The sequence below is a fragment of the Chitinophaga sp. XS-30 genome, assembly GCF_008086345.1.
Classification (GTDB): Bacteria; Bacteroidota; Bacteroidia; order Chitinophagales; family Chitinophagaceae; genus Chitinophaga.
On sequence record NZ_CP043006.1, the window covers coordinates 2,745,083 to 2,762,732 of the forward strand.

Consider the following 17,650-nt stretch of genomic DNA (forward strand, 5'->3'; position numbering starts at 1 on the left):
CCTTAACACGGAAACATTTAAATTTGCCAGATGCGGAAATTCCTGCTCCTGTTACTGCTGTCGCCCTCCCTGCCCGTACTCGCCCAGGATACGGCTTTGTATAAAGGTATGACCATCAACCTGGATGAAGTGGTCGTTAAAGCAAAACGTATAGGCTTCGACGTGAACGGCTTCATCCAAAGGGTGGAAGATGACACCACGTTTTACCGTGCTTTCAAGAACCTGCGCCTGACGGGTTTCAATGCCGATAATGATATCCGGATAACGGACAAAAAAAGCGGCCGTACCATCGCCTCGCTAAAGAGCCATACCCGCCAGGTCATCCAGGGCAATTGCCGCAGCATGGAGGTGCTGGACGAAAAAACGACCGGGGATTTCTATACCAGAAAAGGTAACTATAACTACTATACGGCGGAGCTGTATGCCAACCTGTTTTTCACCAAAGGCACCGTTTGCAGTGAGGAGAGCGGTGAGGCTAAAGGCAGCCTGGCGCGGCATAAATCCCAGCTTAAACAACTGATCTTCAATCCCGGTAAACCCATATCAGGTGTGCCGGTGGTCGGTAGTAAAGTGGCAATATTCGACCGCCATCTCATGCGTTTCTACGATTTTTCCATTACCTCGGAAATGTACGCCGGTGGTGTGGATTGTTACGTATTCAGCGCCGTCATGCGGAAAGATCTGGGCAGCATAGACCGTGCGGAAGTGGTGATAGACGAGCTGATCACGTATTTTAACAAGGAGACCATGGAGATCGTCGGGCGGAAATATGCGCTGTCGTACAAAACGATGATCTTTGATTTCAAGGTGCGGATGAATGTGCAGATGACGAAACTTGGCGATCTGCTATTGCCGGCGCTGATCACCTATTCCGGTACCTGGAACATTCCGTTCAAAAAAAGGGAGACTGCTGATTTTACGGCGAAGTTCTCCGGCTTTTCGCTGTAGGCTTAACGTATCAGCGTTACCGTGCCCTGCTTTTTGTAGAACTTTGCATTCAGGGCGTCCTCATACTCCACGATCCAGACATACGTCCCGATATCCGCAGGTATGTTCTTGTGTTTGCCATTCCAGGCCACACCGGGATCGCTGGTGAAAAAGATGAATTCGCCCCAGCGGTTGTAGATGCTTAGTCTATATTGCCCTAAAATGCAGCGGTACCGCGGCCGGAATACATCGTTCAGCCCGTCCCCGTTCGGCGTGAATGCCGTGGGAAAGAACATGGAGCAGTTGCAGTCCTGGTAATAGATATTCACGCTGTCCGTTGCCCTGCCGCAGACGTTGTTGGCCACGATGGCGTAAATGCCCGGCTGGGAGACGGTAAAGGTGGGCACGGAAGTACTGTCCTGCCACTTGAAGTCCATCCCCGCCCCGCGCGGCGTGAGCACCAGGGTTTCGCCAAAGCAGAGGGTGGAATCTTCGCCCAGCGTCACCCGCAGCGTATCCTGGAAATCCACACGGATAGTATCGAATTCCACACATCGCCCGATCTGTACCCTCACGCTGTAATATCCTGTGCTGTCCACATGATAGGTCGCCTGATCGGAGCCATCCTGCCAGAGATAATTCCCCGTGCCATGGTCCGCCGAAAGCACCAGGAAATCCGGGTAACAGAGGGTGGTATCGTTGCCGAGGCTGAAATCGCGCAGCCGGCTGTACCGTACGCCAATGGTATCCAGCACGTCGCAGGTGCCGTTGATGGTCACAAATACGGCAAAATCGCCGTTCCTGCTTACGGTAACCCGCGGGGAAGTGGGGCCGTGGGTCCATTGATAGGCCGTTCCTTCCGGGCGGAGCGCGTCGAGCACTACCGTTTCTCCGGGGCAGAGCAGCGTGTCCGGCCCCAGGCTGAAGGGGTACGGCGTGCCGGCGAAATTGATGGTCACCTGGTCTGAGAACACGCCGCAGCCGGCAATGGTGGCGTCTACGGAATAGGTGCCGCCGGGGTCTGTGGCTACGATGGTAGGCGTTGTTTCGCCGGTATTCCAGAGATAGGTGGCGTTTTGCGCCGTAGCGTCCAGCGTCAGCAGTTCACCCGTACACATGGTGCGGTCCGGCCCGAGGTCGAAATCCGGGATGGGGGAGTAGAATACGTTCACCGAATCATTGATCCGGCAACCGTTGATGGCCACATGGTAGGTGGCCATTTCCGTTACGGTGAATTCATGCGTCCCCGGTACGGTATCTTCCAGGTAGTACCAGGTATAAGTGGCGCCGGGGATCTCCGGAACGGTCAATACCGTGGTGCCGTTCTCGCAGAGGGTCAGGTCCGGTCCCATATCAAACACCACCGGATCGGTGATCTCGATGGTCGTTATGGTAATATCTTCCACCCCACCGCGGTACACTTTGAGCGTGACCGTATAAGTGCCTGCTGTCGGGTAAGTATAGGCAGCGCCTTCGATCTCGTCAGAAGAATCCGCCGGTGCAGCGGGAGGGTCAATGAAATACCATTTGACGGAATCGATGGTAGTGATATCATCGGTAATGATAAATTCTACTTCCTGATTGGAGCAGGTGGTGGTATAGGTGAAATTGGTCAGTAAAGGGCGTGATCCTGCGGCTTTTGTGCCATAGGATATCATCAGCAGGAGAACCAGGATAAGTGCTGGAAGCGAGGTTAGGCTTTTCTTCGGAACCATGGTGGCACTAAATTAATAGAAATATTGATATGTAGAATCTTTTTAATAAAATAATTAATAGGGATTTAAAGAACAAAGGCCGGGTTTGTAACATCCACAGCAGTTGTGTCGTTTTACTAGAACGGAGCCGGTTCGTTAAAATTATTCCCTACCCAAAATAAACTGCGATGATGAACAGCTTGATCCCCATTCTCATTTCCGCTTTACTGGTATTTACAGCTGGTTGTAAAAAGAAAAGTGCCCGGTTACAGGGGGATTGCGTACCTGAAGAAGCCGTTATTGGTCAGGTGAAGGACCTGGATGTGAAGGTTTCGGTCGTTGTGCCGGGCGATCTTTGTGAGGTAGTGCCGGTTGGCAGTATCGATACCCGGTATTATGTTTGCAATATGCCGGAAATTCACCAGGAAAAAGGCAAACAGCTTAAGGTCAGCGGCGTTGTGAAATCAGATCCGCAAAATGCCGATGCATGTTGTGTGTACCGCCTGGTGCTCACCAGTGTGAGCGCGGATTAGATGTGCATTCCGGGGATCAATCTTCTTCCCGGCGTTTGTACTTTCTCCATTTTTCCAGCACTGCCGTAAAATCGGCGGGTAATTCGCTTTCGAACATTACCGGTTTCCGGGTGCGGGGGTGGATAAAGCCCAGGGTTTGCGCATGAAGGGCGTGGCGGGGCATGATGGAGAAGCAGTTTTCCACGAATTGCTTGTATTTGGCAAAGATGGTGCCTTTTACGATACGGTCGCCGCCGTAGGTATCATCATTGAAAAGCGAATGCCCGATATGCTGCATATGCACCCTGATCTGGTGCGTACGGCCGGTTTCCAGCCTGCAGGCGATGAGTGACACGTAGTTGAACCTTTCCAGCACCTGGTAATGGGTGATCGCATCTTTCCCGTGCTCCCCGTCCGGGTAGGCGTCCATGATCTTGCGGAAACGCTGATGGCGGCCAACATGGGCAACAACGGTGCCTTCTTCTTCCTCGAAATCGCCCCAGACGAGGGCCAGGTAGCGGCGCTGAACGGTATGGTCGAAGAACTGTTTGGCCAGATCGGTCATGGCTTTTTCCGACTTGGCGATCACCAGCAGGCCGCTGGTATTCTTGTCGATCCGGTGTACCAGGCCAAAGCGGGGAATGGCGGGTGTGGTGGCTTTTTCCTTGTCATCTCCCAGGTACCAGGCCAGGGCATTCACCAGGGTGCCGTCCGGGTTCCCGCAGCCGGGATGCACGACCATTCCCGGTGGTTTGTTGATGATGAGGATGTCCTCATCTTCAAACACGATATTGAGCGGAATGTCCTGCGGTTTGATCTCCGTGCTTTCCGGGCTTCTGGTGGAATAGACGATGAGCCGGTCCAGCGGCCGCACCTTGTAGTTGGATTTCACGGGTTTGTCGTTCACCAGCACCATTCCGGCCTCAATGGCATGCTGTACCTTGCTGCGCGTAGCGCCTTCGATGCGGTGCTGGATGAACTTGTCGATGCGCAGCGGTTCCTGTCCCTTGTCCACCACCAGGTTCACCCGCTCGTACAGCTCTTCGCTGCCTTCGCCGTTATCCAGTTCGTCTTCCAGTTCCTGCAATTGGTCCTCGCTCATCGGTAAAAATTTTTGCAAAGATAGCTTATAGTTATCTTTGCAGGCGAATGAAACAGCAGATCAGGGTCAATGACATGGGGTTGATACCCTACCAGGAGGCCTGGGACTACCAGGAGAGGCTATTGCAGGAGAGTGTGCAGCGGAAAGCCGCCTTGCGCAACGGCGGGGCGGATGTGGCATTAAAGCCGGCCCATCATCTCCTGTTCTGCGAACATCCTCCCGTGTACACCCTGGGCAAGAGCGGGCAGCCGGAGCATCTGCTCATCAACCGGCAGCAACTGGAAGAAAAGGGCATCCAGTTCGTGTTGACCAACAGGGGAGGGGATATCACCTACCACGGACCGGGCCAGATCGTGGGATATCCTATTATCGACCTGGAGCAATTCTTTACAGACATCGGCAGGTATCTGCGTTTCCTGGAGGAAGTGATCATCCGTACGCTGGCGGATTACGGTTTGCAGGGCGCAAGGTCCAAGGGGGAAACCGGCGTGTGGCTGGACCCGGAGGTGCCCGGCCGGGCGAGGAAGATCTGCGCCATGGGCGTACGCTGCAGCCGCTGGGTCACCATGCACGGCTTTGCCATCAATGTGAATACGGATATGGATTATTTCGGGCATATCGTGGCCTGCGGGATCGCGGACAAGGCGGTGACCTCCCTGCAGCAGGAACTGGGCAGGCCGGTGCCGATGGAGGAAGTACGGGAAAAGATCAGCCGTTATTTTGCTGAAGTGTTTGACGCGGAGATGGTGCTGCAATAACCGATGCAGTGGCAGGGATACATCCTGCATCCCCGTTTATTAGCCGGTACTCATCGTGCATGGCTGTTCCCGGATCGCTACGAGCGGTAATTCAGCGGAATATAAAGGTTCCATTTCTCCAGCAGCCTCCCGTTCTCATATATCTCGAAATTGAACCAGCCGGCATGCATAAAGATGGCCTTTTCCAGGATCAGGAAAGGCTCTGTTACCTTTTCCACCTCAAACAGGAAAGCGCCGTCCGGCTCAAAGAATTTTACCTGGTATTTTTTGTTGGGCGCTTCCGGTAAACGGATATTCACATTGCCGTCAGCAGTGGTGTAGATGTAATTCGAGGGCTTCCAGGGAATGACCGCCTCTTTTTTGTTTTCGGGATTAAGCGTGGCAATATCGCCCGCGCTCAGCTTCTCGCCCGCATTGATCGTGGAATCCGCAATGGCCAGCACCGTTTTGCTGTACATATAACGGTTGTTTTTGAACAGGATGAACAGGCGGTAGTAATTTTTCCCGGGCAATGGCTTATTGTCCAGGTACGCATTACGGCTGTTGGAGGGATAAGTGGCATAACCGATGGTGGTAAAGTTCAGCACACTGTCCAGCGAGCGCTGCACGCCGATCTGCACGGCATCGGGAAAGCCGGATATCCAGTCCAGCTGTATCTTCCCTGTTTTGATCAGGGCGGAAAAGTCCGGCAGTACCGGCGGTGTGTATCCCTGGGCTTTTACGGAGCCGCAGGCAACTGATAATATGATGATGACAATAGCGTTGCTGACAATCTGCTTCATACAGTACATCCGTTCTCTTAGTTGGCGAAAGTACAAATATACGTTGCCACTTTCTAAAAGCATAGAACGCCGGGAGGCAAAGAATCATTGCCTTGCAGCCCTCCGCTGTGCACAAGCAGCAAGCGGCTGCCGGGCGGAAAATAAGATCGTTCCAGCAGTTTGCTGACGGCCAGCACCATTTTTCCGGTGTACACCCGGTCAGTAGGAATGCCGGTCTGCCGGTAGAAATCATTCATGCAGGCGATCAGCTCATCGCTGATCTTGCCATAACCGCCTTCGTGGAAATCATGGAATATCTCCGGCCGGCCCGGCTGCGTCAGCAGTTGCGCCGTGTCTTCTTCGAGTGAATATGCGCCTTTCAGGGCGGAGATGCCGATGACCTTTTGTGCAGGAGGATCGATTTCCGCTGCAGGAAGACCGGGCCGTTGGGCACTGCTTTTGCCGGCCGTTGCATTGATCAGCCCGGCAAGCGTAGTACCTGTGCCAACGGCGCAGATGATGTGAGAAAAGCCTTTTGTATCCGCAAGGGACAGTATTTCGCTGCATCCCCTGGCGCCTGCTGCATTGTGCCCGCCTTCAGGAATCACACAGGCATCCGGGAAAGCGCCGGCATCCTTGTGGCGGTAAGCTTCCCGGCTGACGAATACCAGTTCCATGCCCAGTGCGGCGGCCTGTTGCAGGGTGTGGCTTAGTACAGCCGGTCTTTCCCCGCGGATGATGCCTGTGCAGGGAATGCCTTCCATATTGCAGGCGGCGGCTGTAGCCAGGATGTGATTGGACCAGGAGCCGCCGAAAGTTACCACCGGTTTTCCCGCAGCGGCCTCCAGGTTATATTTCAGCTTGAACCATTTGTTGCCGGAGACGAGCGGATGGATGCGGTCCAAACGCAACATGGCTGCCTGGGTATGCGCAGGCAGCCATGTGGTATGAAAAGGTTGTAATATTCCGCTAGTGGAAAAGTGCATCCCGCAAGTTAATATTTTGTTTGCCTTTGAGGCCCGCGCTCACCTGCAGCACCTGGTCGCCACCCACATCGTAATAGGATACCCGGATGCGGTGGAAGCCTTTGCGCAGGGGGATCAGCCCGCTTTTCTGCGTGGGAGCGTGCTCTCCGTCGTTGTCCACCACCATCTCATCGCCGATCATCAGTATGGAGCCGTCATCCGAATTGGTCCTGAATTCGTACAGCCCATCCTGGTCTATCCGGATATATCCGTCATAACGCACGCCGAAGGCCGTTTTTGCTATAAAAGGACGGATGGAGAATGCCGGCATGATGCCGCTGGTATCCGCCTGGCCGGTACTGATATTTTTAGCGCTGTTGAAGTTGCGGTAGTATGCTGCGAACTTCAGGCCTTTGGCGGTGGGGTGTACATTGGCCGCTGCCTTGTAGTTTTTGCGGGTATATGTGGCGGAATATACGCTGCTTTTCCTGCCGCCGGCGGTGATCACAATGCACTTCAGTACGGTAGTGCCGTTGGCCGGTGGTGTGATCACAAAAGGCCGGGTGTACAGCGGGCTGCTGAGGGTGGGTTCGCTGCCGTTGAGCGTGTAGCGGATCTTTGCGCCGGTGACCGGTGCTTTCAGCTTGACGGTGGCATTGGCGCCGGTGATCACCATGTCCTCCAGTCCCGCCGGTTCCGGTATGCGGAAGCCCACATTGCGGGCATCCAGGGAGGCGAGCGCTTTAGGCAGTTTGGCCAGGAACTTTGTGTAGTTCTTTTTGCGGGCGGGGCTCCAGGTGATCTCGGAGAGCGCGAGGGCGCGGGGCCAGGTGAAATAGTCCACCGCGGCCTGATCGGGCATGTATTCCGTCCAGACGTTCCCCTGTACGCCTTTGATGTATTTCTTTTCTTCCGCGGAAAGCGAAGCGGGGTAAGGTTCATAGCCGTACACTTTTTCCAGCGGCAGGAATCCGCCGATGGCTACCGGTTCCGTTGCGGGATCGCCCTGGTAGTAATCCAGGTAGAGGTAGGTGTTGGGCGTCATGATCACATCGTGCTTTTGTTTCGCAGCTGCGATACCGCCGCTTTCGCCGCGCCAGCTCATGACGGTGGCGTTGGGGGCCAGGCCGCCTTCCAGTATCTCGTCCCAGCCGATGATGCGGCGGCCTTTGCTGTTGAGGAATTTCTCCATCCGCTGGATGAAGTAGCTTTGCAGTTCGTGTTCGTCTTTCAGGCCGAGGGCTTTGATGCGGGCCTGGCATTTGGGGCAGGCCTTCCAGCGGTCTTTCGGACATTCATCGCCTCCGATATGCACATACTCTCCCGGGAACAGGGGCAGCACTTCTTCCAGTACATCTTCCAGGAAAGAGAATACGGAGTCGTTGCCTGCGCAGTACACTTCTTTATGTACGCCCCATTTGGCAGAAACTTCATAAGGGCCGCCGGTACAACCCAGGTGCGGGTATGCTGCCAGTGCCGCCTGTGCATGGCCGGGCATTTCAATTTCCGGTATCACCGTTACATGGCGGGCTGTTGCATAGGCCACAATATCTTTCACTTCTTCCTGTGTGTAATATCCGCCGTAAGGCTTGTTATCCGCTTTATTATCCCGCAGATGCCCGACCGGTGTAGATGCTCTTTGGGAAGCCACGGATTGCAGCCGCGGATACTTTTTGATCTCGATGCGCCAGCCCTGGTCTTCCGTCAGGTGCCAGTGGAAGCGGTTCAGCTTGTAGTGCGCCATCACATCAATGAATTGTTTGACGTATTCCACCGGGTAAAGGTAACGGCCAACGTCCAGCATCAGCCCGCGGTAAGCGAAGCGTGGTTCGTCCTTTATCTGGATGCCCGGTACGGTCACTTTGTTTTTGATGGAAGAAGACAACAGCTGCTGCAGTGTCTGCACGCCATAAAAGAGGCCTGCGGCCTGTCCCTGCAGCACCACCTTGTTCCTGGCGGCGGTCAGCTGATAGCCTTCTTTGGATAACATATTGTCTTCCGAAAATATCACCATGCTGTTGCGCATGGTGCCTTCCTGCAGGGCAAAGCCGTAGTTGGCCCTGAGAAATGCATTGAACAGTTCAGCGGCTTTCGCTGCATCGTCGCTGTTGGAGAAGAACTTTGTTTGTGGTGTGATCAGTACTTGTCCGGCTATTGGTTCAATTGAAGTTGGTTCCGGTATGATGGAAATGACCGGCCGCGGTTGCTGCGCTGTTCCTGTCAGGAAGGAGAGCACGGCAATCGCACATAGGAGCGTTTTTTTCATCTGTTCATTTTAATTTTTACGGGTCAGATGGAATGTTATTTCATCTGTTCATTTTAATTTTTACGGGTCAGATGGGACTTGCGTCTCATCTGTGCATATTTATTTTTTACAGGTCAGTTGACGCCTCTGATTATCCATTCAACCCGCCTTTTCCGCGGTATAGTTTCACAGGTTTATCCAGCTTCAGTTCCAGCACGGTCATATATTCATCCTGCACATGATCCGGTACGGGAATGTACACCAGTCCGGGTACCGGGCTCCAGGAGATCTTGCCCACGATCTTGTGCGTCAGCTTTGTGCCGTTCCCGAGTACAGTGATCTCTTTTATGGTGTTGTCCAACCCTTTGACCATCACCTGTCCGCTTGTTTTACCGGGCAGGAAAAGATATAATGTCGTGGAATCTTTGGAGAGGGTGGTAGGCCCGTAAAAATGCCCCTGCGGGATGCCTGCTGCGGTATGGAAGATCGCACCGGCATGTTTGCTGTTCCATTTGCCCAGTTCTTTCAGTACATGCACTTGCTCGGGCGGAATGGTGCCATCCGCCTTGGGGCCGATGTCCAGCAGCATATTCCCGCCGTTGCTGATGGCATCCGCGAAGATGGTGATCACTTCATAAGGCGTTTTCCAGTTGGTATCGGAAGGCTGGTAGCCCCAGTTGTTATTGATGGTCATGCATAACTCCCACCAGCGGAACTGCGGCCGCACCACGGGGAAATTCTGTTCGGGCGTATCGTAATCGCCGTAACCGGTGAGGCGGCCGTTGATGATGGTATGGGGATTGTGGCCCGTAAGCATGGCGCGTACTTTCTCCGCTTCCCATTCTTCGGCGCTATGTTCCCAGTCGCCGTCAAACCACCAGAGGTCGGGATTGAACTTCCTCATTACCTCGGCCATTTGTCCCTGATAGAATTTTCTGAATTTTTCCCAGCGTTGCGGCTGGTCTTTGATCTGGTAGCGTGTGCTGTCTTTCAGGAATCCCGGGTAATCCGGATAGCTCCAGTCCAGCAGCGAGAAATATGCGCCGGCTTTGATATCGTTTTTCCGGAGCGCAGCAAAGAGGGGTGTTAATACATCTCTTTTTGCGGGTGTGCTTTTTGCGGTGCTGAGCTTGTTGAATTTTGTATCCCACAACGCTACGCCATCATGATGTTTGGTGGTGATCACGGCATAGCGTGCGCCGGATGCTTTGATGAGGTCAGCCCAGGCCTGCGGATCATATTTATCCGCGGTAAATCCTTTGAGCTGGTCCATATAATCAGGATAGGATATCTTTTTATTGTGGAAGCTCCAGCTTTCATCCACACCTTTCACGGCATAAATGCCCCAGTGAATGAATATGCCCAGTTTCGCATCTGCAAACCATTGCATTTTTTGGCTGATCGCTTCCGGATCTGTTTTTTGCTGTGCCTGTGCGGCCTGCATGCATTGCAGTACCATGGCTCCCGCCACTAACCATCGTTTCATGTATTTGTTTTATAAACTACTTAAAAAAGTATAGCCAGATCAGTGAAAATTGTTCACTTTTACCATTTATCGCTGTAAAAACCGGAATGGGGTACGCAAGGATAAGCAAAAAATAAAAGTACAGGGAAAAATTTAATGATTAAATTTAGCCCCCGATATTAATTCGTGAAATTTATAAACTAATATCAACAAATGCAACCGACATTATTGATCCTGGCGGCAGGTATGGCCAGCCGTTACGGAAGTTTGAAGCAAATCCAGCAGTTTGGCCCCAGTGGAGAAACCATTATGGACTATTCCATATATGACGCTATCCGCGCGGGTTTTGGCAAGATCGTATTTATTATCCGCGAGAATTTTGCGGAAGATTTCAAAGCGATATTCGAGCCCAAGCTGAAAGGGAAAGTAGAAACGGCTTATGTATTCCAGGATATGAATGCTTTTGTGAACGGGCATCCTGTTCCGGAAGACCGTACCAAGCCCTGGGGCACCGCCCATGCGGTAATGTGCGCGAAAGACGCCATTAACGAGCCTTTTGCGGTGATCAATGCAGATGATTTCTATGGTCGTGATGCATTTGAGAAGATGGTAGCTTTCCTGAAGAATGAATGCAATGAAAAAACATACAGCCTGGTAGGATATGAGCTGGGCAAGACCGTGAGCGAATTCGGCTCCGTATCCCGCGGTGTATGCGAAGTGAATGATAAAGGCAACCTTGCCGGTATTACGGAGAGAACGAAGATCTTTACGGAAAACGGCAAAATTGTGGCGGAAGATGGCGATGCCAAACTGGAGCTGAGCCCTAAAACGCCGGTATCCATGAACTTCTTCGGCTTTTCACCCTCCGTATTCGGGATCAGTGAAAAACTGTTCGGCCAGTTCCTGGCGGAGAACGCTTCCAATCCCAAATCCGAGTTCTTCATTCCCCTGGTGGCGGACAAGTTCATCAGCAACGGTATGGGAGAGATCAGGGTATTGCCCACCAGTTCGCAATGGTTCGGTGTAACTTATAAAGAAGATGCTCCGGGCGTACAGGCCAGCTTATCCGCATTAGTGAATAAAGGAGAATATCCCGATAATCTTTGGAAGTAATGGTGAACAAGGAAATCCTGGATGCTTTCGGGATCGTTGCATCCGGTCCGGAGATCAAAAAATTCGGGAGCGGGCATATCAACAACACCTTCCTCCTGGAAGGCGGCGACGGGAAAAAATACATCCTCCAAAGGATCAATACCTATGTGTTCAAAGAACCGGAAGTGATCGCCCGTAATCTGCGGCTGGCTGCAAATTACCTGGCCGAACATCATCCTGATTATCTTTTCATCACACCGGTGACCACCATAACGGGGGAGGACCTGTTTCACTACAAGGATGAATACTGGAGAATGATCCCCTTTATTCCTTCCTCTACGTCCGTGGACCAGGCGGATACGCCCAAGCAGGCGTATGAGGCGGCAAAACAGTTCGGCAGGATGGCGCGTTACCTTCACGGCATAGATCTGCGTGAATTCAAGGCCACCATCCCCAATTTCCATAACCTGACGCTGCGCTATTCCGCTTTCCAGGATGCGATCCGTACCGCAAAGGAAGAGCGTAAACAGTCTGCGGAAAAGCTGATCGACCAGTTCCTGCAATATTCCGGCATTGCCGTGACCTTTGAGAAGCTGAAGACGGACCCCGCTTTTGCGGACCGCCTGATGCATCACGATACAAAGATCAACAACGTGTTGCTGAACAAGGACACCTACGAAGGCATTTGCGTGTGCGATCTGGACACCCTGATGCCCGGCAAGATCATCTCGGACCTGGGGGATATGGTGCGCACCTACGTAAGCCCCGTGTCAGAAGAGGAGCGGGATTTCAGCCGGATCGAGGTGCGGGAGGATTACTACGAAGCCCTGATGAAAGGGTACCTTTCCGAAACAGGCAGCACCTTGTCCGATACAGAGCGCAAACACCTGTTCTATGCAGGCCAGTTCATGATCTACATGCAGGGCATCCGTTTCCTGACAGATTACCTGAATGGCGACGTGTATTACCCCATCAAATATCCGGAGCACAACTTCAACCGCGCCAAAAACCAGCTTACCCTGCTGGAACGGCTGATGGAGAAAGAGCCGCAGTTGCAGCGGATCATCGATAATTGTCTCACTGCATAATACAAAAGAGGGGCGCCTGCTGCAAAAGGCGCCCCTCTCTTTTTTGTACCGCCGGCAGGAAATTCCCCCTTATACACCCCGTTCCCGGTTTTTCATCATCAAAACACATTGAATACTAACCATTGATATCCGTCGATCATTGAATTTTATTCAATCCACGACTTGTTTATTTCGATATTTTCAAAAAACGGGGTTCTGTTTGATTTTTCTCAAAATGTTTAGCTGCCTGTTGTTTTTTATTCAATACCGGAATACATTTGTACCAATCAACTACAATTGAACAGAACCTCCATGTGGTTAAATAAAGATAATAACAAGATCAGTCATATTGTGCCGCAGCTCAACTGGGCTATCACATTAGTCGTGATCGTCGTTGTCATTATCAGCCGCCAGCCGATTGGAGGATAAAAGCGTGTATAATAACAACAAGAAAATAGAACGCCTTCCTCCATCAGGAAGGCTTTTTTTATGTGCAAATTCCAATTATATGTATAGCTATTACAACGAAAACACGATTATTTACTTTGACGGGGCCTATGTAAAGGCTTCCGAGGCCAAAATCGACCTGTATGGTCAGTCGCTGCATTATGGATACGCGGTATTCGAAGGCATCCGCGCTTACAAAACTGCCAGTGGAGAGGTGAAGATATTCAAGGCAAAGGAGCACTTCGACCGTTTCAAGCGTTCCTGTGAGCTGATCCACATCCCTTACAATTTCGACAATGAAGAGCTGGTGAAAGCCTGCTATAAAGTGCTGGAAATGAACAATCTGGAGGAAGCCTATATCCGTCCTCTGGCGTTCTGCCCGCCGAATATGACACTAAAGGCCGCTTCCTCAACGCATGTAATGATCTGTGCATGGGAATGGGGCGCTTACCTGGGAGAGAAGCTGCTGCGGGTGATGACCTCGTCTTACCAGCGCCCGAACCCCAAGGCCTTCAAGATAGAATCCAAATCCGCCGGGCTGTATGTGAACTCCATCCTCGCCTCCCAGGAAGCCAAGGAGAAAGGTTTCGATGAAGCGTTGTTGCTGGACATCAACGGGAATGTAGGCGAAGGCCCCGGCGCCAACATCTTCTTCGAGAAGGACGGCAAGATCTTCACACCGCCTCCGGGCAACATCCTGCCGGGCATCACCCGCGCCACCGTGATCGAGATCTGCAAAGAGCTGGGTATTCCCCTGGAAGAGAAGCTGTTCACCATTGAGGAGCTGAAGAAAGCGGATGCTGTTTTCTATTGCGGTACCGCTGCGGAGATCGTAGGCTGGGATTCGCTGGACGATCACACCTTCGGCAAGCCCTTCGGCGAGTCCCTCGGTAAAGTGATCCAGCAGGCTTACAAGGCAAAAGTATTGGAGAAAGAATTCAAGCGTGAGGCCATTCCGGCCTGATGTTTACAGGGTGATGCGTAAGGCAGCCGGTGCTGCGGGTACCATCACCCTCTTTTTTTCCACCCGTTGAATGGCGTAAACACATTTCAATACAAGCCCCTGACATAGCGGGTTTTGGTTATTCTGCACACCTTTTGAAGACCGGGAACGGGCAAATTATAGGTTTGGATAATGAAGCACTCCGGAGATAACTTGTACAATAATTAAAAATTCCGGGTAATACCGGCTGACTTTATGGAGTTGAACAAATACAGCAAAACGATCACGCAAGACCCTACGCAGCCCGCCGCACAAGCCATGCTGTACGGGATAGGACTGACAGAGGAAGACCTGAAAAAAGCACAGGTAGGCATCGTGAGCATGGGCTACGATGGCAATACCTGCAACATGCACCTGAATGATCTGGCAAAGACCGTGAAAAAAGGCGTCTGGAGCCAGGACCTGGTGGGCCTTATTTTCAATACGATCGGCGTCAGCGACGGTATCAGCAACGGTACCGACGGTATGCGCTATTCCCTCGTCAGCCGTGATATTATTGCCGATTCCATTGAAGCGGTTTGCGGTGCGCAATATTATGATGCGCTCATTACCGTACCGGGCTGCGACAAGAACATGCCCGGTTCCCTGATCGCCATGGGCCGTTTGAACCGTCCGTCCATCATGGTGTACGGCGGTACGATCGCACCGGGGAAGTATAAGGGGCAGGACCTCAATATCATCTCTGCATTCGAAGCGCTGGGCCAGAAGCTGGCCGGCAACCTGGATGAAGGGGATTTCAAGGGCATTGTACAGCATTCCTGCCCGGGCGCAGGCGCCTGCGGCGGCATGTACACGGCCAATACCATGAGCTCCGCCATTGAGGCGCTGGGCATGAGCCTTCCTTACAGCTCCTCCAACCCCGCGCTGAGCGAAGACAAGCAGAAAGAATGCCTGGAAGCCGGCAAATACATCCGTTTGCTGCTCGAAAAAGATATCAAGCCGAAAGACATTATGACGCAGCAGGCATTCGAGAATGCCATTACCGTTATCATGGCCCTCGGCGGCAGTACCAATGCAGTGCTGCATTTCATCGCCATCGCCAAATCCGTAGGGGTGAAGATCACCAATGAGGATTTCCAGCGCCTGAGCGATAAAACCCCGCTGCTGGCGGATCTGAAACCCAGCGGCAAATACATGATGGAAGACCTCCACAACATCGGCGGTGTTCCCCTGGTCATGAAATACCTCCTGCAAAAGGGCATGCTGCACGGCGATTGCCTCACCGTAACCGGCAAAACCCTGGCGGAGAACCTGGCATCCGTGCCCGACATCGACTTTACCAAACAGGATATTATAGCTCCGCTGGAGCAACCGCTCAAAGCCTCCGGGCACATCCAGATCCTCTACGGCAACCTCGCCGAGCAGGGATCAGTTGCAAAGATCACCGGCAAGGAAGGGGAGAAATTCACCGGCCCTGCCCGTGTATTTGACGGGGAATTTGAATTGATCGCAGGCATCCAGTCCGGCCGCGTAAAAGCGGGCGACGTAGTGGTGATCCGCTATGTAGGCCCCAAAGGCGGCCCCGGTATGCCGGAAATGCTGAAACCGACCTCGGCCATTATGGGTGCAGGCCTCGGCAAAAACGTAGCGTTGATCACTGATGGCCGCTTTTCCGGCGGCACACATGGCTTCGTGGTAGGGCACATCGTGCCGGAAGCGTACGAAGGCGGTACTATTGCCGTCGTCAAGGATGATGACGTCATCGAGATCGATGCAGTGAACAACGTCATCAAAGTACATGTAACAGACGAAGAGATCGCAGCCCGTAAAGCCGCATGGAAACAACCGGCACTCAAGGCGAAGAACGGAATATTATTCAAATACGCAAAACAAGTAAAAAATGCAACAGAAGGATGTGTTACCGATGAAGACTGAGGAGTCTGACAAGCGGCCCACCGCTGCACCCGCCGAGATCATCACCGGCGCTGAAGCCGTGATCCGGTCACTGATTGCTGAAGGCGTGGACACCATTTTCGGTTACCCCGGTGGCGCCATTATGCCCATTTATGATGCCCTGTATGATTTCCAGGATAAAGTCCATCATATTCTAGTCCGCCATGAACAAGGTGCAACGCATGCCGCACAAGGGTATGCGCGCAGCAATGGAAAAGTGGGCGTGGCCTTTGCCACCTCCGGCCCCGGCGCTACCAACCTGGTAACAGGCCTCGCGGACGCACATATGGATTCTACCCCGATGGTCTGCATCACCGGCCAGGTAGCCGCCGCGCTGCTCGGAACGGATGCATTCCAGGAAACGGACGTGATCGGCATTACCATGCCCATCACCAAGTGGAACATCCAGGTGACCAGACCGGAAGATATTCCCGGAGCTATCGCCAAGGCATTCTACATCGCCCGCAGCGGCCGTCCCGGTCCCGTACTGGTAGATATCACCAAGAACGCGCAATTCGGCAAGCTCGATTTCCAGTATAAAGCCTGTGAACATATCCGCAGCTACCAGCCCGTTCCGCAACTGAAGCAGGATGCGATCGCTGCTGCGGTAGAGTTGATCAATAACGCCAAAAAACCTTATATCCTTTGCGGCCACGGCGTACTGATCGCCGGTGCAGAGAAATTGCTGATAGAAATGGCGGAGAAAGCGCAGATACCTGTGGCTTCCACACTGCTGGGCCTTTCCGCCGTGCCGGTAGATCACCCCTGCTATGTGGGATACCTCGGGATGCATGGCAACTACGGACCTAATATCAATACCAATGAATGTGATGTGCTGATCGCCATCGGCATGCGCTTCGACGACCGGATCACCGGGGATGTGAGCGCCTATGCCCGCCAGGCGAAAGTGATCCACATCGAAATAGATAAAGCGGAGATCAACAAGATCATTCCCGCGGACGTAGCTGTACATGCGGATGCGAAAGCAGCCCTGGAAGCCATGCTGCCGCACATAAAACCGGCGAAGCATGAGGAATGGCTGCAGTCCTTCAAGGAAGCGGACAAACAGGAATATGAAAAAGTACAGCACAACGAGTTGTATCCCAAAGAAGGCATGCTGAAAATGGCGGAAGTGGTGCGCATCATTTCCGAGCAGACGGAAGGCAAAGCCATCCTGGTAACAGACGTTGGACAGCACCAGATGGTGGCTTCCCGCTACTACCGCTTCAAAGACCCGAACACCAATATCACCTCCGGCGGTATGGGCACGATGGGCTTTTCCCTGCCGGCCGCCATGGGCGCCAAAGTAGGCGCTCCTGAAAGGGAAGTGGTAGCCATCATCGGCGACGGCTGCTTCCAGATGACGCTGCAGGAACTGGGTACCATCTATCAGTCCGAGATCGGGGTGAAGATCGTGATCCTGAACAACAACTTCCTGGGCATGGTACGCCAGTGGCAGCAACTGTTCTTCGACAAGCGCTACTCATCCACCGAAATGATCAACCCTGATTTCGTGCAGATCGCCAAAGGGTTCTACATTCCGGGCCGCAAGGTCAGCGAACGTTCGGAGATAGAAGCCGCCGTGAAAGAAATGCTGGATACCAAAGGCGCTTACCTGCTGGAGGTAGTGGTAGAGCAGGAAGACAACGTATTCCCGATGGTACCCGCCGGTGCGCCGATCTCATCGATCCGCCTCGAGTAGTTCATTATCACTTAATC

General features: G+C 52.9%; 14 protein-coding genes. 8 read left to right on the forward strand and 6 right to left on the reverse strand.

Annotation, left to right across the window (positions count from 1 at the left end; all coding sequences use genetic code 11):
- Positions 1-30 precede the first annotated feature (30 nt).
- Positions 31-948, forward strand: a complete 918-nt coding sequence (locus tag FW415_RS11300) for a hypothetical protein (protein ID WP_148384872.1) — start codon at positions 31-33, stop codon at positions 946-948.
- A 2-nt stretch (positions 949-950) separates the two neighbouring features.
- On the opposite strand, the gene FW415_RS11305 is transcribed toward FW415_RS11300, so the two are convergent.
- Positions 951-2,642, reverse strand: coding sequence for a gliding motility-associated C-terminal domain-containing protein (locus FW415_RS11305; protein ID WP_148384874.1), 1,692 nt, complete (start codon positions 2,640-2,642; stop codon positions 951-953).
- A 167-nt stretch (positions 2,643-2,809) separates the two neighbouring features.
- Here FW415_RS11305 and FW415_RS11310 point away from each other — a divergent pair, with 167 nt between their 5' ends.
- Positions 2,810-3,154, forward strand: a complete 345-nt coding sequence (locus tag FW415_RS11310) for a hypothetical protein (RefSeq protein ID WP_148384876.1) — start codon at positions 2,810-2,812, stop codon at positions 3,152-3,154.
- Between the two features lie 16 nt (positions 3,155-3,170).
- Here FW415_RS11310 and FW415_RS11315 read toward each other — a convergent pair whose 3' ends face one another.
- Positions 3,171-4,235, reverse strand: coding sequence for an RluA family pseudouridine synthase (locus FW415_RS11315; protein ID WP_148384879.1), 1,065 nt, complete (start codon positions 4,233-4,235; stop codon positions 3,171-3,173).
- Positions 4,236-4,282: 47 nt separating this feature from the next.
- Here FW415_RS11315 and lipB point away from each other — a divergent pair, with 47 nt between their 5' ends.
- The gene (lipB, locus tag FW415_RS11320; RefSeq protein WP_148384881.1) at positions 4,283-4,993 is read left to right on the forward strand and encodes a lipoyl(octanoyl) transferase LipB; all 711 of its coding nucleotides are present in this window, start codon (positions 4,283-4,285) and stop codon (positions 4,991-4,993) included.
- Between the two features lie 77 nt (positions 4,994-5,070).
- On the opposite strand, the gene FW415_RS11325 is transcribed toward lipB, so the two are convergent.
- The 4 genes from FW415_RS11325 to FW415_RS11340 form a co-directional block, all read right to left on the reverse strand.
- A complete protein-coding gene (locus FW415_RS11325) occupies positions 5,071-5,775 on the reverse strand; it encodes a hypothetical protein (RefSeq protein ID WP_148384884.1) in 705 nt (234 codons plus the stop codon).
- Positions 5,776-5,828: 53 nt separating this feature from the next.
- Positions 5,829-6,668 (reverse strand): 1-aminocyclopropane-1-carboxylate deaminase/D-cysteine desulfhydrase, encoded by an 840-nt coding sequence (locus FW415_RS11330; RefSeq protein WP_210420862.1) that lies wholly within the window; start codon positions 6,666-6,668, stop codon positions 5,829-5,831.
- Positions 6,669-6,723: 55 nt separating this feature from the next.
- Positions 6,724-8,985: a family 20 glycosylhydrolase gene (locus FW415_RS11335; RefSeq protein ID WP_148384888.1), complete on the reverse strand. Its 2,262-nt coding sequence runs from the start codon at positions 8,983-8,985 to the stop codon at positions 6,724-6,726.
- 130 nt (positions 8,986-9,115) lie between these two features.
- On the reverse strand, positions 9,116-10,450 hold the full coding sequence (locus FW415_RS11340; RefSeq protein ID WP_148384890.1) for an alpha-L-fucosidase: 1,335 nt from the start codon (positions 10,448-10,450) through the stop codon (positions 9,116-9,118).
- Between the two features lie 192 nt (positions 10,451-10,642).
- Between FW415_RS11340 and FW415_RS11345 the strand changes: the two genes are divergently transcribed.
- The 5 genes from FW415_RS11345 to ilvB all read left to right on the forward strand — a co-directional run bounded on the left by FW415_RS11345 (position 10,643) and on the right by ilvB (position 17,633).
- Positions 10,643-11,542 (forward strand): sugar phosphate nucleotidyltransferase, encoded by a 900-nt coding sequence (locus FW415_RS11345; protein WP_148384893.1) that lies wholly within the window; start codon positions 10,643-10,645, stop codon positions 11,540-11,542.
- Positions 11,542-12,609, forward strand: a complete 1,068-nt coding sequence (locus tag FW415_RS11350) for a phosphotransferase enzyme family protein (RefSeq protein WP_148384896.1) — start codon at positions 11,542-11,544, stop codon at positions 12,607-12,609. The genes FW415_RS11345 and FW415_RS11350 overlap by 1 nt, the downstream gene beginning before the upstream one ends.
- Positions 12,610-13,096: 487 nt before the next feature.
- The gene (locus tag FW415_RS11355) at positions 13,097-13,999 is read left to right on the forward strand and encodes a branched-chain amino acid transaminase (RefSeq protein ID WP_148384898.1); all 903 of its coding nucleotides are present in this window, start codon (positions 13,097-13,099) and stop codon (positions 13,997-13,999) included.
- A 234-nt stretch (positions 14,000-14,233) separates the two neighbouring features.
- Complete coding sequence (gene ilvD, locus FW415_RS11360) at positions 14,234-15,913, forward strand: dihydroxy-acid dehydratase (protein ID WP_148384901.1); 1,680 nt, start codon at positions 14,234-14,236, stop codon at positions 15,911-15,913.
- Positions 15,879-17,633, forward strand: a complete 1,755-nt coding sequence (ilvB, locus tag FW415_RS11365) for a biosynthetic-type acetolactate synthase large subunit (protein ID WP_371417047.1) — start codon at positions 15,879-15,881, stop codon at positions 17,631-17,633. Before ilvD ends, ilvB begins: the two co-directional genes overlap by 35 nt.
- The last annotated feature ends 17 nt before the right edge of the window (positions 17,634-17,650 follow it).